The organism is Sphingomonas sp. (genome assembly GCF_019749955.1).
Lineage (GTDB): Bacteria > Pseudomonadota > Alphaproteobacteria > Sphingomonadales > Sphingomonadaceae > Sphingomonas.
In genome coordinates, this window is the sequence record NZ_JAIEPC010000020.1 from 27,118 (window position 1) to 45,013 (window position 17,896).

General features: G+C 65.9%; 20 protein-coding genes and 2 riboswitches. Of the genes, 8 read left to right on the forward strand and 12 right to left on the reverse strand.

The features are described 5' to 3' along the window. Positions 1-18: 18 nt before the first annotated feature. A complete protein-coding gene (gene panB / locus K2W81_RS06680; RefSeq protein ID WP_294102536.1) occupies positions 19-879 on the reverse strand; it encodes a 3-methyl-2-oxobutanoate hydroxymethyltransferase in 861 nt (286 codons plus the stop codon). Positions 880-1,006: 127 nt separating this feature from the next. On the opposite strand from panB, the gene K2W81_RS06685 reads away from it, so the two are divergent. Together K2W81_RS06685 and K2W81_RS06690 are read left to right on the forward strand one after the other, a co-directional pair. Continuing rightward, positions 1,007-1,429, forward strand: a complete 423-nt coding sequence (locus K2W81_RS06685) for a hypothetical protein (RefSeq protein ID WP_294102462.1) — start codon at positions 1,007-1,009, stop codon at positions 1,427-1,429. 3 nt (positions 1,430-1,432) lie between these two features. Continuing rightward, positions 1,433-1,651 (forward strand): helix-turn-helix transcriptional regulator, encoded by a 219-nt coding sequence (locus tag K2W81_RS06690; protein ID WP_294102463.1) that lies wholly within the window; start codon positions 1,433-1,435, stop codon positions 1,649-1,651. Between the two features lie 153 nt (positions 1,652-1,804). Here the strand turns inward: K2W81_RS06690 and K2W81_RS06695 are convergent, their stop codons facing one another. The 9 genes from K2W81_RS06695 to K2W81_RS06735 all read right to left on the reverse strand — a co-directional run bounded on the left by K2W81_RS06695 (position 1,805) and on the right by K2W81_RS06735 (position 10,630). Continuing rightward, a complete protein-coding gene (locus K2W81_RS06695) occupies positions 1,805-2,239 on the reverse strand; it encodes a hypothetical protein (RefSeq protein WP_294102465.1) in 435 nt (144 codons plus the stop codon). A 57-nt stretch (positions 2,240-2,296) separates the two neighbouring features. Next, complete coding sequence (locus K2W81_RS06700) at positions 2,297-2,947, reverse strand: MOSC domain-containing protein (protein WP_294102467.1); 651 nt, start codon at positions 2,945-2,947, stop codon at positions 2,297-2,299. 19 nt (positions 2,948-2,966) lie between these two features. Further along, a complete protein-coding gene (locus tag K2W81_RS06705) occupies positions 2,967-3,248 on the reverse strand; it encodes a DUF427 domain-containing protein (protein WP_294102469.1) in 282 nt (93 codons plus the stop codon). A gap of 59 nt (positions 3,249-3,307) precedes the next feature. After that, a complete protein-coding gene (locus K2W81_RS06710) occupies positions 3,308-3,652 on the reverse strand; it encodes an ArsC family reductase (RefSeq protein WP_294102470.1) in 345 nt (114 codons plus the stop codon). 228 nt (positions 3,653-3,880) lie between these two features. Continuing rightward, on the reverse strand, positions 3,881-4,660 hold the full coding sequence (locus K2W81_RS06715; RefSeq protein ID WP_294102471.1) for an ABC transporter ATP-binding protein: 780 nt from the start codon (positions 4,658-4,660) through the stop codon (positions 3,881-3,883). Continuing rightward, entirely contained in the window at positions 4,657-5,619 is a 963-nt protein-coding gene (locus K2W81_RS06720) for an iron ABC transporter permease (RefSeq protein ID WP_294102473.1), read from the reverse strand. The genes K2W81_RS06715 and K2W81_RS06720 overlap by 4 nt, the downstream gene beginning before the upstream one ends. Continuing rightward, positions 5,616-6,428 (reverse strand): ABC transporter substrate-binding protein, encoded by an 813-nt coding sequence (locus tag K2W81_RS06725; RefSeq protein ID WP_294102475.1) that lies wholly within the window; start codon positions 6,426-6,428, stop codon positions 5,616-5,618. The genes K2W81_RS06720 and K2W81_RS06725 overlap by 4 nt, the downstream gene beginning before the upstream one ends. Positions 6,429-6,442: 14 nt before the next feature. Continuing rightward, positions 6,443-8,503, reverse strand: a complete 2,061-nt coding sequence (locus K2W81_RS06730; RefSeq protein ID WP_294102477.1) for a TonB-dependent siderophore receptor — start codon at positions 8,501-8,503, stop codon at positions 6,443-6,445. Positions 8,504-8,633: 130 nt separating this feature from the next. Beyond that, positions 8,634-8,838: riboswitch (cobalamin riboswitch) on the reverse strand. A gap of 106 nt (positions 8,839-8,944) precedes the next feature. Beyond that, a complete protein-coding gene (locus K2W81_RS06735; protein WP_294102479.1) occupies positions 8,945-10,630 on the reverse strand; it encodes a dihydroxy-acid dehydratase in 1,686 nt (561 codons plus the stop codon). A gap of 171 nt (positions 10,631-10,801) precedes the next feature. Between K2W81_RS06735 and leuB the strand changes: the two genes are divergently transcribed. From leuB to leuD, 3 genes are read left to right on the forward strand one after another with little or no spacing between them, the layout of a single operon-like run. After that, the gene (gene leuB, locus K2W81_RS06740) at positions 10,802-11,893 is read left to right on the forward strand and encodes a 3-isopropylmalate dehydrogenase (protein WP_294102481.1); all 1,092 of its coding nucleotides are present in this window, start codon (positions 10,802-10,804) and stop codon (positions 11,891-11,893) included. A 2-nt stretch (positions 11,894-11,895) separates the two neighbouring features. Further along, a complete protein-coding gene (gene leuC / locus K2W81_RS06745; RefSeq protein WP_294102482.1) occupies positions 11,896-13,323 on the forward strand; it encodes a 3-isopropylmalate dehydratase large subunit in 1,428 nt (475 codons plus the stop codon). After that, positions 13,320-13,910, forward strand: coding sequence for a 3-isopropylmalate dehydratase small subunit (gene leuD / locus K2W81_RS06750; RefSeq protein ID WP_294102484.1), 591 nt, complete (start codon positions 13,320-13,322; stop codon positions 13,908-13,910). The genes leuC and leuD overlap by 4 nt, the downstream gene beginning before the upstream one ends. Here the strand turns inward: leuD and K2W81_RS06755 are convergent. Next, the gene (locus K2W81_RS06755; RefSeq protein WP_294102486.1) at positions 13,853-15,232 is read right to left on the reverse strand and encodes an AarF/ABC1/UbiB kinase family protein; all 1,380 of its coding nucleotides are present in this window, start codon (positions 15,230-15,232) and stop codon (positions 13,853-13,855) included. The two genes, leuD and K2W81_RS06755, sit on opposite strands and share 58 nt — an antisense overlap. A 115-nt stretch (positions 15,233-15,347) precedes the next feature. On the opposite strand from K2W81_RS06755, the gene K2W81_RS06760 reads away from it, so the two are divergent. The 3 genes from K2W81_RS06760 (at position 15,348) to K2W81_RS06770 (ending at position 17,138) form a co-directional block, all read left to right on the forward strand. Next, positions 15,348-15,689, forward strand: a complete 342-nt coding sequence (locus K2W81_RS06760; protein ID WP_294102488.1) for a thiol-disulfide oxidoreductase DCC family protein — start codon at positions 15,348-15,350, stop codon at positions 15,687-15,689. A gap of 38 nt (positions 15,690-15,727) precedes the next feature. Continuing rightward, entirely contained in the window at positions 15,728-16,180 is a 453-nt protein-coding gene (locus tag K2W81_RS06765; protein ID WP_294102490.1) for a DUF427 domain-containing protein, read from the forward strand. Positions 16,181-16,339: 159 nt separating this feature from the next. Then, positions 16,340-16,420, forward strand: a riboswitch (ZMP/ZTP riboswitch). Positions 16,421-16,439: 19 nt separating this feature from the next. Beyond that, positions 16,440-17,138, forward strand: a complete 699-nt coding sequence (locus K2W81_RS06770; RefSeq protein WP_294102491.1) for a DJ-1/PfpI family protein — start codon at positions 16,440-16,442, stop codon at positions 17,136-17,138. Between the two features lie 117 nt (positions 17,139-17,255). On the opposite strand, the gene K2W81_RS06775 is transcribed toward K2W81_RS06770, so the two are convergent. Then, positions 17,256-17,885, reverse strand: coding sequence for a DedA family protein (locus K2W81_RS06775; RefSeq protein ID WP_294102492.1), 630 nt, complete (start codon positions 17,883-17,885; stop codon positions 17,256-17,258). Between the last annotated feature and the right edge of the window lie 11 nt (positions 17,886-17,896).

Genomic DNA, 17,896 nt, shown 5'->3' on the forward strand with positions numbered 1-17,896 from the left:
GCACGAAGCGAAAGTGTATCAATCCTTGGGCGCGTAGGTCTGTTCCGGTCCGGGAAAAGCACGCGACCGCACCTCGTCCGCATAGGTTTGAACCGCGGCGGAAATACGGCCAGCCAGGTCGTCAAAGCGCTTCACGAAGCGCGGCGTGCGATCGAACATGCCGAGCATATCGTCGATCACCAGCACTTGGCCGTCGCATTGCGCCGATGCGCCAATGCCGATCGTCGGGCAATCGATCGTCCGCGTGGCCTCGACCGCGATCGGCTCGACCACGCCTTCGATCACGATGCCGAACGCGCCCGCCTGATCGATCGCGCGCGCATCATCGAGGATCTTGGTGGCTTCGGCCTGGGTGCGCCCGCGCGCGCCATAGCCGCCGAGGATATTCACCGCCTGCGGCGTCAACCCGATATGGCCCATCACCGGAATGCCGCGCTCTACGAGGAAGCGCACCGTCGGCGCCATCGCCGCACCGCCTTCGAGCTTGACCGCCGCCGCGCCGGTTTCCTTGAGCAGATAGGCCGCGCTTTCGAACGCAACCTCGGGCGATGTTTCGTAACTGCCGAACGGCATGTCGATCACCACCACCGCGTGATAGCTGCCGCGCACCACCGCCGCGCCATGCGCCGCCATCATCTCCAGCGTCACCGGAATCGTCGACGGCAGGCCGTAGATCACTTGCCCCAGACTGTCGCCGACGAGCAGCAAGTCGCAATGCGGATCGAGCAGTTGCGCCATCCGCACGGTGTAGGCGGTCAACATCACCAGCGGCTCACGGCCTTTGCGCGCGCGGATCGCCGGGATCGTCAGCCGCTTCATCGGCGCCGGGGTCGGGGTCGCGCGGCTGGTTGCGGTATCGATGGTGTAGGTCGTGGACATGGGGTGCATCGCTAGCGGCAGATAGCTGCCGCCGCCAGTACAGACATGGCTTGCGTTACTCTCACTTGACTTCATGTTAAAACTATATAACATTGAGTCTCAATTGATCGACATTGGAGTGAACCCCATGACCTTTCGTGAAAAAATCCACTGGGTTGCCTTTGCCAGCCTCGCGGCGGCATTCGGGTGGTATTTTCTGACGTACCCCTGGTCGATCATCGACCGGCCCGTCGGCGTCGTCGCCGTTGCCGGCATGTTGGTTCCAGTCACAATCGTGATCATCGGGTCCATGTCGATCGCTGCTGCGGCATTAGCCATTCGCACGCCGCGTGAAGCAAATCTCAAGGAAGATGAGCGTGAGCAGTTCATTCACCTCAAGGGCACCCATGCGGCCTATTACCCGCTGGTGCTGGGGGTTTGGGGCAATTTGTTCGCGATTTTCTATCACATCAGCGCGGCGGGGCGGCTCAACCTGTTAATCGCCACGGTCGTGATCGCCGAGCTGGTCCGCGTTGGCGCACAGCTTTATTACTACCGGCGCGGTTATTGAGCCATGACCTTGCCCTTCACCAACAAAATCCGCACGCTGCGCTTCCTCGCCGGGGAGATGACCCAAGCCGAGCTGGGCGAGGCGATCGGCGTGACGCGCCAAACGATCGCGGCGATCGAAGCGGGAAAATATTCGCCGTCGCTGGAGGCTGCTTTCCGGATTGCGGCGGTGTTCGGCAAGCCGCTCGACGAAGTTTTCCAGTGGGGGGTACCGGATGTTTAACCCAGGGGTGCGTTGGAGGGGATCACCTCTGATCCGTGCATGCTGAGCTTGTCGAAGCACTGCCCTTGTTCTTCGATCGGCTCGCAAAGAAGAACGGCCCTTCGACAAGCTCAGGGCGAACGGAGGCGAAGGGCACCTCGGCCCAAAATCGCTCTAGCGCAACCACCCGCGCCCGGTAGCGAGACGCGCGAACCAGAGTTGCACCACCCCCATCACGATAATGAAGATCGGAAAACCCGCCGCGACGACAAAGCCCTTCACGGCGATCAGATCGGTCGCGCCGAGCGTATAGCCGAACTGCACGATGATGCTGACGAGCGACACGAGATAAACAAGCCGGGCAAGCGCCGATCGCGCCAACAGCAGCACCCCGCCGAGCGCCGCCGCGACCGTCGCGGTGCCATAAACCGCCTTCAGCCAGACCGGCATCGACGTGAGCATGTGGCGATCATAGGGGTCCAACGCCGCGATCGCGGCGGCATCGAACACCTGGCTGTAGAAGGCGAACAGGCCCACGCATGCCCAGAGCAGAAAAACCACGCTGACGATCCAGAACCATGTCGGCGGCTTGCCAAATGGTGCACGCATCGCCCGTCTCCCCCTAACCCGCGTTGAACCTGCGCCGAACCTGGCAGCAGCGCAAGATCAGTCGCGCAGCGCCGCCCGCGCGCGGCTGCGCAGCCACACCGCAAGCCCGTCGGACTCCGCCATCAGCGCGAGTTCCGCTTCGGTCGCCTGACCGAAATTGACGATTTCCACCATCCGCTCGAACGCCAGCTCTGGATGCGGGCGCTCGACGAGCGAGACCTCATCGCCGGCCTCCAGCACGCCTTCCTCGATCGTGCGGTAATACCAGCCCGACCGGCCCGAACGCACCATGGCCTTGGGCATCGTCGCGTCTTCGAACCGCAGCGCGAATTTGAAGCAGGGCTGGCGCGGCTGGCATATTTGCAGCCGCGCAGTGCCGATCGCGTGGATGTCGCCGATGCACAGATCGGCTTCGTTGATCCCGGCAATCGTCAGATTTTCGCCGAACACGCCGGGCGTCAGCCGCGCGGCATGCGCGGGGCGCTCGGCCGCCCATACCGGATAGAGATCGGCCGAATAGCCATAGACCGCCTTGTCCGGCCCACCATGGACGGTAAGGTCGGCCGTCTCGTCACCAACGAGCCGATGCCCGCGCAATTCGACCGGCCCCGCCACGGGATGTTTGACGATCCCGCTCGGCACGCCTTCAGGACCGATGGGTGCGATCTTGCCGAGTTGCAGCGACTGGAGTGTGGCAATCACGGTCATCTCGGCCCCCGGAAATTCGTCAGGCGACCTTAACGCCCTTCCAGAAGGCGAAATAGCCCTTGATGTTGTCGGCAGCCGACTTTGGAGCAGGATAATACCAAACAGCATCGGCGTTGCGCGCATCGCCGACGACGATCGTCTTATAGCTGGCGACGCCCTTCCACGGGCAGGTCGACTGGGTGCCGCTGTCGACCAGCAGGTCCATCTTCACTGAGTCGGGCGGGAAATAGTGATTGCCCTCGACGACGACCGTCTTGTCCGATTCGGCGATGATCGTGTCGTTCCAGGTGGCGGTGACCATGTGCGATGCTCCGTGGTTGAGCGAGGGATATGGGGCGCGGGCGCCGCGCCGCCAGAGGCTCAGGCTAGTTTCGCACCATATTCATCGGGTTTGAAGCCAAGCAGCAGCGCCTCGCCCGCCTCAAGCACGGGGCGCTTGATCAGTGTCGGGTTCGCCAGCATCAGCGCGATTGCCTTGGCTTCGGTCAAATCGGCCTTGTCGGAGTCAGCGAGCGACCGAAAACTCGGCCCGCTTTTGTTGAGCAATTTCTCCCAGCCGAGCGCGCTTGCCCAGCCGCGCAGCCTGGCGTCGTCGATGCCCTCGACGCGGTAATCATGGAAGCGGTGGGCGATGCCGTGCGCATCGAGCCATGCGCGCGCCTTGCGCACGGTGTCGCAGCTTTTGATGCCGTAGATGGTGGTCATGGCTTGAGCGTAGAACAACGCCGAACTGAATGGAATCACCCTTGATCCGTTCGTGCTGGTGATCAGGTCGTCAAGCCCCCCGGGCTTGACTGAAACGTCCGGGGGACGTTTCACCTGATCACTGTCGAAGCACTGTCCTTCTTCTTCGAGGGGCTGGCAGAAGAAGAACGGCCCTTCGACAAGCTCAGGGCGAACGGGAAGGGGAAACCCTCCTAAGCTTCGAGAGGCCTAGCCCGACAAAACGCCCGTGGGAATGACGAAGCGGCGTCCGTCGGGCAGCGTGCCGACATGCGCGCCGACGCCGTACGCCTGCGCGATCAATGCTTCGGTCAGCACCTCGTCGGGCGTCCCTTGCGCGATCAAGGCGCCGCCGCGCATCAGGATCACCTGATCGGCAACGCGCGCCGCGTGGTTCAGGTCATGGAGCACGACCACCACCCCTGCCCCCGCTGCCGCGACCCGGCGCAGGCAATCGAGGGTAGCCAGCTGGTGCGCCGGATCGAGATTGGCGAGCGGCTCGTCGGCCAGCAACCATTCGGGTGTCCCCGCCAGCACCCGCGCCAGCAGCACGCGCGCCCGCTCGCCACCCGAGAGGGTGTTGACGGCGCGCTTGGCAAAGCGGGTGACATCGGTCGCGGCCATCGCCTGCGCCACGGCTGCGCGATCGGTGTCAGTCTCGCCCCAGCGCCCGCGATGCGGGAAGCGGCCGAGCCCGACCAGGGTCGCGACATCGACATCCCAATGGACATCGGCGGTTTGCGGCAGAAAGCCGATCCGCCGTGCGAGATCGCGGCGGTGGATTGCCGCGCGGGGGACGCCGTCGAGCATCACCGCCCCGGTATCAGGCATGCGTAACCCGGCGAGGCAGGCCATCAAGCTCGATTTGCCCGCGCCATTCGGCCCCAACACCACCGTCACTTGCCCGCGTGCAAACGACGCGCTCACCGCATCGAGCACTTTCGCCCCGCCGAGCGTCAACGTCACGCCCTCGACCGCCAGCGCGCTCACGCCAACCCCCGCCGCATGCGGAACAGCAACAACAGGAAAAACGGCGCGCCGAGCATCGACATCGCAATCCCCAGCCGCAGCTCGCTCACCGTCGGCGCCGCACGCACGGCGCTATCGGCGAGCAGCACCAGCAGCGCCCCCGCCAGCGCTGAGGGCAACAGCACCGCCGACGGCTTGTGCCCCGCGAACGGCCTCACAAGATGCGGCACGATCAGCCCGACGAAGCCGATAACCCCCGCCGCCGCGACCGACCCACCGACGCACAAGCCCACGCCCGCCACCACCAGCCATTGCAGCCGAACCGGATCAACGCCCATCGTCCGCGCGGCATCCTCGCCCAAGGTGAGCGCATCGAGCGCGGGCCCCGTGAACGCGAGCACCGCCATCCCGGCGCTCAGCAAGGGCAGCGCCAGCCACACATCGTTCCAGCTGCGATCGGTCAGCGCGCCCATCAGCCAGGTCACGATCTGCGTCGTCACGAACGGCGACGGCGCCAGGCTGATCGCGAGCGCGGTCAGCGATCCGGCAATCGTCGACAGAATCACACCCGCCAGCGTGAAGACGATGATGCTCCCCGACCGCCCGACCAGCAGCGCGAGCAGCGCCATCGCGCCCCCCGCACCCATCAAGGCGAAGCTCGGCAACAGCCAGAAGGGCGCGCTGATCCCGAAGAACAGCGACAGCACCGCGCCCAGCGCTGCCCCGGCCGATACGCCGAACAGTCCCGGATCAGCCAGCGGATTGCGCAGATAGCCCTGCATCGCCGCCCCCGACATGCCGAGCGCCGCGCCCACCGCTGCCGCCAGCAGCGTGCGCGGCAGGCGCAACTCAGCGATGATCAGCCAGCGCGGATCGTCGCTGGCCCAGGCGCCGAGCGGCACCCAAACCTTGCCCGCGAACAGCGATACCAGCATCGCCAGCATGATGCCGACGACGAGCAGCCGATTGAGCCGCTTCATAGCGACTGCCGCACGGCGCGCAGCCGGGCGAGCGCGTCGATGATCGTCGGCCCGCCGCAGAACAACAGCCGCTCCGGGAAATCGCGCACCGCGATCCGCGTTCGGAGCCGTCGGACCACCGGGTGGCCGAGCGTCCGGTCGTCGCGCGCAGCCCCCGGCGGGGTCAGCAGCAGGCGCGGCGGGCGCGCGACCAAGCGTTCGAGCGGCAATTGATCCCAATTGCGCAGGCCATAGCTTGCCGCCTGATTGGCAAAGCCTGCCGTGCGCAGCATCTCGTCGGGCAAGGTCTCGGCGGCAGGGACGAGGCCCCCGCCCTGCCAGATCAGCGCGGGCACCGGCGCACCCGGCGCACGCGCAGCCGCCACTGCTGCTGCCATTTCGCCCGCCAGCGCGTCGCCGCGCGCCGGATGACCGACCGCACGCGCGATGTCGCGTACCTGCGCTTCGCTCTCGGCGATGCTCTGCGGCAGGCCGAGCTCGACCTTGCGGATGCCGAGCCGCGCCAGCGCCGCCGATGTCGCCGGGGTCAGCGATCCGCTCGCGAGCACCAGATCAGGGCGGAGTGCCACGATCGCCTCGGCGCTGCCGTCGATCGCCGCGAACCGCTTCGCTTGGGCGAGCGGAATCGAGGTCGCGCGCGGATCATGCGAATAGCTGCTGATCGCCACAATCTGCCCCGGATCGGCAACACGCATCAGCACCGCATCGATGCACGGATTGACCGACACGATCCGCAGCGGCTTGCCCTCGTGGCTAACAGGCGGGGGCGCGCTTGCCCCGCACCCACCCAGCGCCAGCAGCGCCGCCAAGGCCGCCTCTCGGATCAATAGCGCACCCGCACACCGATATAGGCCGCCCGCCCAAGCTGGCCATAAAGCGGCACGGTCTCATAACGTTCGTCGAGCAGATTTTCGATCCGGCCATAGGCTTCGATGTGGCGCGTCACCGGATAGGCCGCGCGTAGATCAGCGAGCACATAACCCGCCAGCCGCTGACTATTGCTGGCATTGACGAAACTGCCGCCGACATGCGTCACCGTTGCCCCGGTCGACAGCCCGAAAGCCCAGCGATAATCGACGCTGGCATTGATGCTCTGCCCCGGCCGCCGCACCAGCTTGCGCCCGAAATTGGCGCTCCCCACCGATCGGTTCGATGCGTCGAGATAGGTGTAGTTCGCCTGCACCGACAAGGCCTCGACAGGCTTCAGTTTCAGCGTCAGTTCAACGCCTTGCGACACCGCTCGGTTGACATTGTCATACACCCCAAACGGCCGGTTCGTGCAAATGCCGGTCTGCACCGGGCAATTGATGAAGTCGATCAGATCGGTCGAAGTCCGGCGGAAATAGGTGGCACTCGCTTCCACCGCCCCGCCAAGCGCGGTCTGGGTGACACCCGCATCCCAGCCCTTGGCGCGTTCGGGCCGCAGCCGCGTATTCCCGAAGTCGCTCAACAATTGGAACAGCGACGGCGCCTTGAAGCCTTCGCTGTAGCTCGCGCGGAAGGTGGTCGCACCGCCATTGGGCGAGTAAACACCGCTCCCGGCAAAGCTCGTCGCGCCGCCAAAGCGGTCATGCTCGTCATGCCGCACGCCGCCGGTGAGCGTCAGCCCCGGCAGCGGCGTCGCGACGATCTGGCCATAGACGCTGTCGATCCGCGCGCGGCCGATCGATTGCGGCCCGCCAAAGCTTACCGTCGTGAATCGCGAGGTCTCGCGCTCAAGCCCAAAGGTCGCGCTCACCCCCTTGGTGATGTCGAGATTGCCCTGATATTCAAAGCGTTCGTTGCGGCCATTGCCGTTGAAGGTTTCCAGCAAGAAGCCGTCGGGGTCGATCGAGCGGCGGCGGATCTCGGTATAGGCAAAGCCGATCCGGTTGCGGAAGCGCCCGCCGAACAGCGCCGCCTTGCCGCCGACATAACCGACCAATTCGCGCGTCCGTGCTTCCTCGCGGGTGTCGCCAAAGGCAAAGGTCGGCGGCGCGAAACCGTCGAACCCCGCGCGGGTGTCGGCGTAGTAACCGCGCGCCTCGATCGACACATCCTTGGCGAGCGCGAGGCTGAGTTTCACGTTCGCGCCGTAATTGCGATAGCCATCCCGCTCGCGCCCGCCGCGCGCTTCGCTGAAGGCGGAAATGCCGTCAGTGGTGAACCAGCCACCGCCCGCGCTGATCGAGAGCGGCCCGGCCTTGCCCGAGAGGTTGCCGACGAGCTGCCCGCTGTTGCGATAGCCATATTCGCCGCGCGCGTTGACCTGCAACGCCTTGGTCGGCTCGACGGTTATGAGGTTGACGACACCGCCAATCGCCTGGCTGCCCCACAACACCGACGACGGCCCGCGCAGCACCTCGACCCGCTCGATATTGCCGACGAGCAGATTGCCGAAGTTGAATCCCCCGCCTGGCGACGACGGATCGTTGAGCTTCACCCCGTCGATCAGCGCGACGGTCTGGTCGCTTTCGGCGCCGCGAACGAACACCGACGATGTGCCGCCGATGCCGCCGTTGCGAATGATCGACACCCCCGGCACGGTGCGGAGCAGCTCGGCGACGGTGGTCGTCTGGCGCTGCGCGAGTTGTTCGGCGTCGATCACCGTGACCGACTGGCCGATCCGCGAAACGGGCTCGGGGCTGCGGTTGGCAGTGACGACGACGGTGTCGGCTTGCGCGCGATCCGCTTCGCTTCCGACTCCATCCCCCCCCTCTCCCGCTCGCCCTGAGCTTGTCGAAGGGCTGCTCTTCTCTTCCCCCGGCGTAAGGAGAAAGGACGGGGCTTCGACAAGCTCAGCCCGAACGGGGATAGGTTGGGGGATCACCGGCAGGTGCGCGGCGAAAGCTGGTGTCGCGGTGACCAAAAGCGGCGGGACAGAAATAATGTAACGCAAAAGCATGTGCTTCCCTTCCTCAACAACAAGGGGAACACGACGCTGAGACACGGATTCCGGCCCTCCGCGCGCGCACCCCGACTGATGTCGTCACGCGAGGAAAGACCCTCGATCACGCTGAACACCCCGTCCGCGCAAAGGACCGACTGCGTCAGGCAGGTCTCCTGGCTCCCGGGTCAACACGCTCGCCCCGCCTTCCCGGCCGCACGCGACCAGTGGCAAAATTGGGCGACCGCTCTCCGGTCACAGTTGCGGGGACAGCCGCAGAGTACCGGCCCAAAGGCTGGCTTCTGCGTTCCCTATTATTCCCATCCCTGGGAACCTGACGCGATGGCGCTCTTAAGTCAGGCTTTTGCCCGAGGCAAGCGCGCTTGGCCGGTTCTGAGCCGATTCTCGTTGTCCGGATGGCGCGCGGGCACCTTCCCTAGCCCGCCATAATACGGACAATCAGGCGGGGCTTAAATCGGCCCCACTGGTCACCGCACCGTGCGACGCCGAGCCGACACTGCGCGCATATTTGGCGTAGACGCCGATCACATCGCGCCGCCGCTTGGCTTCGGGCAGGGGTCGCGACGCCAGATCGGCGGAGGTTTCGAACACCCGCGCCTCGACATCGATCCGCACGCGGTCGCCGCTCGCGAGCCGCGCGATCGGACCGCCGAGCGCGGCTTCGGGGCTGATATGACCGACCATGAAGCCATAGGTCGCGCCCGAAAAGCGCCCGTCGGTGACCAGCGCGACCGAATCGCCCAGCCCCCGCCCCTGGATCGCCGCCGTCACCGCGAGCATCTCGCGCATGCCGGGTCCGCCCACCGGCCCCTCGCCGCGAATCACCACGACATCGCCCGCGACGATTTCGCCCGCTTCGAGTGCGGCGAAAGTCGCTTCCTCGCCGTCATAGACTTTGGCCGGTCCCTCAAAGCTCAGCCGGTCATGCCCTGCGAGCTTCACCACACAGCCATCAGGCGCGAGATTGCCGTAGAGGATGCCATAGCCGCCGCGCGCCTTGATCGGCGCGCCCGCCGTGACGATCACTTGCTGCCCCAGCGTCTCAGGCGCATCGGTGAAAGTCTCGAACAGGCTCGCGCCCGTCACCGTCGGTGCATCGGTGATCAGCCCCGCTTCCATCAGCCGCCGCCCAAGCAGCGGCGTGCCTCCCGCCGCGCTCATGTCAGGTGCCATGAAACGCCCGCCGGGCTTGAGATCGGCAATGACGGGCGTGGTGCGCGAGAGCGAATCGAACAGGTCGAGTCCGAACTCATCGGCACCGATCCCGGCTTCACGCGCAATCGCCAGCAGGTGCAGGATCAAATTGGTCGACCCCGCCGTCGCGGTCCCGGCGATGGCGGCATTGCGGAGCGACGTCGGCGTGATGAACTGCCGCGCATTGCGCCCCTCACGCACCGCCGCCACCAGCACGCGGCCCGCTTCCGCCGCCGTCTCGCCCTTGTCGGGATGCGTAGCGGGGACGTCATTGAGCCCCATCGGCGACAGCCCGAGGAAACTCATCGCCAGCGCCATTGTGTTGGCGGTGAACTGGCCCCCACAGGCGCCCGCCCCCGGACAGGCGGCGACTTCGATCGCTTTCAGTCCGGCGTCGTCGAGCGTACCAGCGCCATGCGCGCCGACGGCTTCGAACACATCCTGAATCGTGATGGCCTTGTCGCCGATGTGCCCCGGCATGATCGATCCGCCGTAAAGGATCACGCAGGGCAGATCGAGCCGCGCCGCCGCGATGGCGGCTGCCGGAATCGTCTTGTCGCAACCGACCAGGAACACCACCCCGTCGAGCATGTGCCCGCGCACCGCGAGCTCCGCCGAATCGGCAATCGTCTCGCGGCTCATCAGGCTGGCGCGCATCCCCGGCGTACCCATCGAAATGCCATCGGTGACGACGATCGTGTTGAAATCGACGGCGGTGCCGCCCGCCTCCTCGATCCCGCGCCGGACGTGATCGGCGAGGCCGCGCAAATGCATGTTGCACGGCGTGACGGTGGACCAGCTGTTGACGATCGCGAGCATCGGCTTGGCCATCGCGGCATCGTCGAAGCCGGCGGCGCGCAGCATCGCGCGAGCAGGCGCGCGGGCGGCACCGGTGACCAGATCGCGTGATGGCAGAGGATTTTGTGGCATTCGGTCAACTTTCCCATCGATATCGGTACTGGCATTGGCGTCTAGCGTCACAGATTGCTTGACGATATAAAAAATCGCGTACAGGCGATATTTGGTTGCAATGTTACGCGCAAAGAGCGCCCGTACCCCGCCGGGATCGGGGGTTTTCCTTTGCAGAATTCAGGAAGACACATGAAGATCGTCCTACTCCCCGGCGATGGCATCGGCCCCGAGGTGACGCAACAGGCACGGCTGTGCCTCGAGCTGCTGTCGGATCGCTGCGGGCTCAATTTCGTGTTCGAGGAACGCTCGATCGGCGGCATCGCGATCGACCGGCACGGCAAACCGCTGCCGCAAGCGACGATCGGTGCCTGTGTCGAGGCCGATGCGATTCTGCTCGGCGCGGTCGGCGGCCCTGCTTGGGACAGCGCCAAGCTGCGCCCCGAAATGGGCTTGCTCGAATTGCGCGCGGTGCTCGGACTCTACGCCAATCTTCGCCCCGCACGCGTGATCAAGGGGCTGGAGCATCTCTCGCCGCTACGCCCCGAAATCGCCGAGGGCGCCGATGTGCTGGTGGTGCGCGAGCTTACCGGCGGCAGCTATTTCGGTGAGAAGAAGCTGAGCGATTGCGTCGCGAGCGATTTGTGCACCTACACCCGCGCCGAGGTCGAGCGCGTCGCGCACGTCGCGTTCAAGGCTGCGCGCGGGCGGAGCAAGCGCGTCACCTCGGTCGACAAGGCCAATGTGCTGGCCACCTCGAAGCTGTGGCGGCGCACCGTCGAGGATGTTGCGCGCGGCTACCCCGATGTCGCGCTCGACCACATGTATGTCGATTCAGCCGCAATGGCGCTGGTGATGCACCCGCGCCGCTTCGACGTGCTGCTGACCGAAAACATGTTCGGCGACATCTTGTCGGATGAAATGTCGGTGATTGCCGGATCGATCGGCTTGCTGGCGTCGGCCAGCATCGGTGACGGCGGCCCCGGCGTGTTCGAGCCGATCCATGGCTCGGCCCCCGATATCGCGGGCAAGGACCTCGCCAACCCATGCGGCGCGATTGCGAGCGCGGCGATGCTGCTGGAGGATGGGCTGGGCCTCACCGGCGAGGCCGCTATCTTACGCGCCGCGCTCGACGATGCGTTGCGCGGAACGGTGCTGACGGCTGATCTGGGCGGTGATGCTTCCTGCTCGGCGATGGGCGCCGAAATTCGCCGCCTGCTTGACGCGCGGCTCGCCGCGCGCGACGCGCATGTTGATCTGATGTCGAGCAATCGAGGCTTTTGACCATGACGCCGCGCACGCTGTACGAGAAAATCTGGGACACGCATGTCGTCGCGCGGCAGGGCGATGGCACCTGCCTGATTTATATCGACCGCCATCTGGTGCACGAAGTCACCTCGCCACAAGCGTTCGAAGGCCTGCGGGCTGCGGGAAGGCGTGTGCGGCGGCCCGACCTGACGCTGGCAGTGCCCGACCATAATGTGCCGACGACACGGCGCACCGACGCGGCGGGCAATCGCCTGCCCATCACCGATCCGGCGAGCGCAGCACAGCTTGCCGCACTCGATGCCAATGCGCGCGATTTCGGCGTGCGCTACATCCCCGACGGCGCGGCAGCCCAAGGCATCGTCCATGTCGTCGGCCCCGAACAGGGCTTCACCCTCCCCGGCACCACGGTGGTGTGCGGCGACAGCCATACCGCAGCGCACGGGGCGCTCGGCGCGCTCGCGTTCGGTATCGGCACCAGCGAAGTCGAGCATGTGCTCGCGACGCAGACGTTACGGCTAACACCCGCCAAGACGATGGAAGTCCGGGTCGACGGCGCGCTGGGCTTCGGCGTTTCGGCCAAGGACCTGATCCTCGCGATCATCGGCACGATTGGTGCTGCGGGCGGCAATGGCCATGTCATCGAATATCGTGGCGAAGCGATCCGCGCGCTCAGCATGGAAGGGCGACTGACGGTCGCCAACATGTCGATCGAGGCAGGCGCACGCTCGGGCCTGATCGCGCCCGACGAGACGACGTTCGCCTATCTGAAAGGGCGCCCGATGGCACCCACCGGCGCCGATTGGGACAAGATGGTCGCGTGGTGGCAAACGCTCGCCACCGACGAAGGCGCGTGCTTCGACAAGAGTGTGATGATCGACGCGTCGACCATTGCCCCCACCGTCACCTGGGGCACCAGCCCCGAGGATACCGCGCCGATCGACGGCGTGATCCCCGATCCCGACAGCTTCGACGATCCCGCCAAGCGCGTCGCTGCCGCGCAATCGCTCGCGTATATGGGGCTGAGCGCGGGGACGCGGATGGCCGATGTCGCGATCGAGCATGTGTTTATCGGTAGCTGCACCAACAGCCGGATCGAGGATCTGCGCGCCGCCGCTGCCGTGGTCGGCACCCGCCACATCCACGCCGGGATCAAGCAGGCACTGGTTGTCCCCGGCTCCGGCCTCGTCAAGCGCCAGGCCGAGGCCGAGGGGCTCGACCGCATCTTCATCGACGCGGGCTTCGAATGGCGCGAGCCGGGCTGTTCGATGTGCCTGTCGATGAACCCTGATCGCGTGCCGCCGGGCGAGCGCTGCGCCTCCACCTCCAACCGCAATTTCCAGGGTCGCCAGGGGCCGGGGGCGCGCACGCATCTGGTGTCGCCCGCAATGGCCGCCGCTGCTGCGGTGAGCGGGCGGCTGACTGATGTGCGCGAGCTAATGGCGTGAGCGGCGTCACGCGCATCACAGGGCGCGCCTGCCCGCTCGGCCTTGCCAATGTCGACACCGACATGATCATCGCTGCCGATCACCTGAAGACGACCGTGCGCACGGGCCTTGGCCAATATGCGTTCGAAGGGCTGCGCGCGGCGGGATCGGTGCTCGACGACCCGGCCTATGCCGGTGCGCCGATCCTGATCGCGGGCGCCAATTTCGGCTGCGGATCGAGCCGCGAACATGCGGTGTGGGCGATGATGGATCGCGGCTTCAGCGCCGTCATCGCACCGGGCTATTCGGATATTTTTGCCGGGAACGCCTTCAAGAATGGCCTCGTCGCGGTCGAATTGCCGCAAGCCGCGATCGATCAGTTGATGGTCGGCGCGCCCGACTCCGAAATCATGGTCGACCTCGACTCGATGACGGTCAAACGCGGCAATCTGTCGTTCGACTTCACGCTCGATCCGTTCCGGCGGCAATGCCTGATCGAAGGGCTCGACGAAATCGCGATTACGCTCCGCGACGATCCCGCCATCGCAGCTTACGAAGCCAAGGCGCCCGCGCTCGGCTGGTCGATGGGGTCCGCCTTCGCCGTCTGAGCGAGTTGCGCCTCGATCAACGCGCGCACGTCGACCCGCGCCTTGAGCCGGGTCGCCAGCAGATAGACGCCCGCGATCTTGCGTTGCAGGAACAGCGCATCGACCGGCGGGATATGCCAATTGGCGCGATCGGCCGCGATGTCGAGGCCCTCGTCGCGCATCGCATTGGCGGCGGCGACATTGCCGAAGTCGAAAATGCCTTCGCGGCGGAACAGCTCAAGCCCATGTTCGATGATCGCGTCGATCGACTTGCGGTGCCGCTCGACTGCGCGCGGCGAGAATAGGCCCAGCCCGACCAATGCATCGCGCGCACCCGCCGCGTCGTCTGCCAGCGCGGCTTCGAACAGCTTGCGGTAACCGGCGACGACTTCGGCCGGGAACGCCCGCGTCGCACCGAAATCGAGCAGCACCAATTGCCCCTTGGCGCGATCATAGCGGTAATTGGCGAAATTGGGGTCGGTCTGCATCAGCCGGAATTCGAACAACTCGCGCAAAGTGAGCGTGCTGAGCAACAGCATCACGCGGTCGCGCTCCTCCTGACTGGCGCGCGCGAGCGATTCGACCGGCATCCCTTCGACATAGCCCATCGCGAGGATTTCCGGCCCGCTCAGGTCGGGGTGGAACTTCGGCACGCGGTATTCGGGCGCATCGGCGAGCAGCTCGGCGAACTTCACCAGACACGCTCCCTCGCGCGCATAATCGGCCTCCTCGTGCAACTGGCGCTTGGCCTCGACCAGCAACGGCGCGATGTCGAGCGACTTGGGCAACAGGTTCGACATCCGCAGCAAGGTCGCGACATTATCGACATCGCTGTCGATGCTGCGCGCGACGCCGGGGTACTGGATCTTCACCGCCAGATCGCGCCCGTCGCGGGTGCGCGCGCGGTGGACCTGGCCGATTGAGGCGGCGGCAAAAGGGCGCGGCGAGAAGGACTGGAACTTCACCCGCCAGTCGCGGCCCCAGCGCTGCGTCAGCACCGTCTGCAACTGGCGATCGGGCATGTGCTGCGCGTCGGAGCGCAGCCGCGCAAGGATTTCGGCGAGTTCGGGCGGCAGCATCTCGCCCGCGTCCATCGACACGAGCTGGCCAAGCTTCATCGCCGCGCCGCGCAGCTGGGCAAGCTGGTGCGTCACCTTCAGCGCATTCGCAGGAGTCAGCAGCAAGTCGCTGACCGAAGGACGCTTGCCCGCCGCGAGTTGCCGCGCGCCATCGAGCACCATGCCGCCCGCGATGTTGGTGGCGAGGCCACCAAAGCGCGCGAGTCGCGAAAGCCGCCCGCTCGGCACGCGCAGACCCGGATTTTTGGTGCGATCGATGGCCAAACTGTTTTCCTTTTAAAGCGGCCTGGCGAATGTGGGGTGGCGACGACCCGCGACAATACGGGATTTCGGGCCGTGGGTCGTGACAAGCCCCGCGCGCTGCCCCCATAGCACGCCTATGACGCAGCTGACGGTCTGGTTCGATGGCGATTGCCCGCTGTGCACGCGCGAAATTGCGCTTATGCGGCGGCTCGACCGGCGCGGGCGAATCGAGTTTATCGATGTCACCGGCGACGGTTCGTGCCCGATCGACCGGGCGGCATTGCTGGCCCGCTTTCATGCGCGCGAGGATGGTGTGATGCTGTCGGGTGCAGGGGCTTTTGCGGCAATGTGGCGCGCGATCCCGCTGCTGCGCCTGCTGGGACGAGCGGCCCGCAACAATTGGGTGCTCGGCGCGCTTGAATGGCTTTACCGGCGTTTTCTGGTGGTGCGTCCCGCCCTGCAGCGGCTCGCGCGGTGAGCGTGCAGCGCGATCCCGTTGGCGTGGGCCAAGAAAGCGTGTGGGATTACCCCCGTCCGCCCCGCGCCGAACGCACGGGCCGACATTTGCTGATCCGCCACGGCGGGGTGACGCTCGCCGAAACGCGCCGCGCGATCCGCACGCTCGAGACCAGCCACCCGCCGACCTATTATTTCCCGCCCGACGACATCGACCAGCAATGGCTGCGCCCAGCCTCGGGGTCGAGTTTTTGCGAATGGAAGGGCCATGCCCGCTATGTCGATGTCATGATCGGCGATGATGTGCTCCCCGGCGTCGGCTGGCTCTATCCCAAACCGACGGCAGGTTTTGCGCTGTTGCGCGACCACATCGCCTTCTACGCTGCGCCCTTTGACGAGGTGCTCGTCGATGGCCAGCAGGTGACGCCGCAGCCCGGCGGCTTTTACGGCGGCTGGATCACGCCGAATCTGGCGGGACCGTTCAAGGGCGTGCCGGGGAGCCGCTTCTGGTAACCTGCGTCTATTCACCTCCGCTAACGCCGTTCGTGCTGAGCTTGTCGAAGCACCGTCTTTCTTTTTCGACGTCTTCCCAAAAGAAGAACGGCCCTTCGACAAGCTCAGGGCAAACGGTTTGAGGGCGCTTCCTTAACATCACGCATTCGGGTAACTTATCCAGCGCCGCGCGACTGGCGATTAGGTGGAGCACCACCGGGGAGCGCGGCCTCGATCCGCCGCATCGCCTGGGCATCCCACCGACCGATGGAGCCCCGCCATGACTGATCTCTCGCCGATCCGCGTCGCCTTTCTGCTGTTTCCCAATGTCACCCAGCTCGACCTGACCGGCCCCGCGCAAGTGCTGTCGCGGCTGGGCAATGTCCGCGTCGATCTGGTGGCGAAAACGCTTGAGCCGGTGCCGACCGATGCGGGCTTCTCGCTGCTGCCGACCGCGACCTTTGCCGATGCGGCGCAACCCGACATTTTGTGCGTGCCGGGTGGATTCGGCGTCAATGATGCGATCGACGATACCGATACGCTGGCCTGGGTGAAGCACGCGGCGGCGGAAGCGACCTGGGTGACGAGCGTGTGCACCGGCTCGCTCATCCTCGGTGCGGCGGGGTTGCTGCAGGGCTATCGCGCGACCTGCCATTGGGCGCAGCACCACCATCTCGCGAGCTTCGGCGCGATCCCGGAACATGCCCGCGTCGTGTTCGATCGCAACCGCGTGACCGGCGGCGGGGTGACGGCGGGGATCGACTTTGCGCTCGCGCTGACGGCGGCGATTCGCGGCGAAGCGCATGCGCGGCTGGTGCAGCTGAGCCTCGAATATGATCCCGCGCCGCCGTTCGACAGCGGCTCCCCCGAGCGCGCGGATGCGGACACGCTGGCGCGCTATCAGGCGCTGGCGGCCAAGGGCGCGCCGGGCCGGGATGCGCGAACGCAAGCGGCAGCGGCGCGGTTGGAATTGCCTTAACCCCCGTTCGTGTCGAGCGAAGTCGAGACACGGGGTCTGGGCGTGTCGCTTGTGGCCCGCCCCTCGACTTCGCTCGGGACGAACGGTTGGGAATTGGGAAGTCTTGACGCGCGAGACCTAAGCCCGCTTCTTCCCCCGCAGCCGGTGCCAGACGAACCACACCACGCCCGCCACCAGCACCACCCCGATCAGTGCATCCGCCGAGTGGAACGCCGCTTTCACACGCGGGTCGCTGTCCCATTTCTCGCCCAGCACCATCCCGAGCCACGCCAGCCCGAAGCACCACGGCCATGATCCCACAAAAGTGTAGATGTGGAACGGCACCAGCGGCATCCGCGCGACGCCCGCCGGGAAGGCGATGAACGATCGGATCGCGGGCAGCAGCCGCCCGGTCAGCACCGCCATATTGCCGAAGCGCGCGAAAAAGCGGTCGGCGGCGTCGATCTCGCCTTCGCCGATCAGCACCCATTTGCCATAGCGCAGCAGCAGCGGCCGTCCGCCGCGCTTGCCGACTTCATAGGCGATGATGGAGCCCAGATTGCACCCGATCGCGCCCGCCGTTGCGGCGAGGAACAGGTTCATCTGGCCCTTGTAGACGAGGTAACCCGCGAACGGCATGATGATCTCGGACGGGAGCGGGATGCACGCGCTCTCGATCGCCATCAGCACCGCGATGCCGATGTAGCCCCCCGAACTGATCACCCAGATGGTGAAGCCCGCCAATACCGCCAAAATTTTCTCGACCATGGTCGCGGCGC

Coding starts and splice junctions, on each gene's coding strand:
- K2W81_RS06685 (WP_294102462.1), top strand. CDS start 1,007: ATGACCTTTCGTGAAAAAATCCACTGGGTTGCCTTTGCCAGCCTCGCG.
- K2W81_RS06735 (WP_294102479.1), bottom strand. CDS start 10,630: ATGCCACAAAATCCTCTGCCATCACGCGATCTGGTCACCGGTGCCGCC.
- K2W81_RS06695 (WP_294102465.1), bottom strand. CDS start 2,239: ATGCGTGCACCATTTGGCAAGCCGCCGACATGGTTCTGGATCGTCAGC.
- K2W81_RS06720 (WP_294102473.1), bottom strand. CDS start 5,619: ATGAAGCGGCTCAATCGGCTGCTCGTCGTCGGCATCATGCTGGCGATG.
- K2W81_RS06730 (WP_294102477.1), bottom strand. CDS start 8,503: ATGCTTTTGCGTTACATTATTTCTGTCCCGCCGCTTTTGGTCACCGCG.
- K2W81_RS06710 (WP_294102470.1), bottom strand. CDS start 3,652: ATGACCACCATCTACGGCATCAAAAGCTGCGACACCGTGCGCAAGGCG.
- K2W81_RS06690 (WP_294102463.1), top strand. CDS start 1,433: ATGACCTTGCCCTTCACCAACAAAATCCGCACGCTGCGCTTCCTCGCC.
- K2W81_RS06705 (WP_294102469.1), bottom strand. CDS start 3,248: ATGGTCACCGCCACCTGGAACGACACGATCATCGCCGAATCGGACAAG.
- leuB (WP_294102481.1), top strand. CDS start 10,802: ATGAAGATCGTCCTACTCCCCGGCGATGGCATCGGCCCCGAGGTGACG.
- panB (WP_294102536.1), bottom strand. CDS start 879: ATGTCCACGACCTACACCATCGATACCGCAACCAGCCGCGCGACCCCG.
- K2W81_RS06760 (WP_294102488.1), top strand. CDS start 15,348: ATGACGCAGCTGACGGTCTGGTTCGATGGCGATTGCCCGCTGTGCACG.
- K2W81_RS06700 (WP_294102467.1), bottom strand. CDS start 2,947: ATGACCGTGATTGCCACACTCCAGTCGCTGCAACTCGGCAAGATCGCA.
- leuC (WP_294102482.1), top strand. CDS start 11,896: ATGACGCCGCGCACGCTGTACGAGAAAATCTGGGACACGCATGTCGTC.
- K2W81_RS06770 (WP_294102491.1), top strand. CDS start 16,440: ATGACTGATCTCTCGCCGATCCGCGTCGCCTTTCTGCTGTTTCCCAAT.
- K2W81_RS06775 (WP_294102492.1), bottom strand. CDS start 17,885: ATGGTCGAGAAAATTTTGGCGGTATTGGCGGGCTTCACCATCTGGGTG.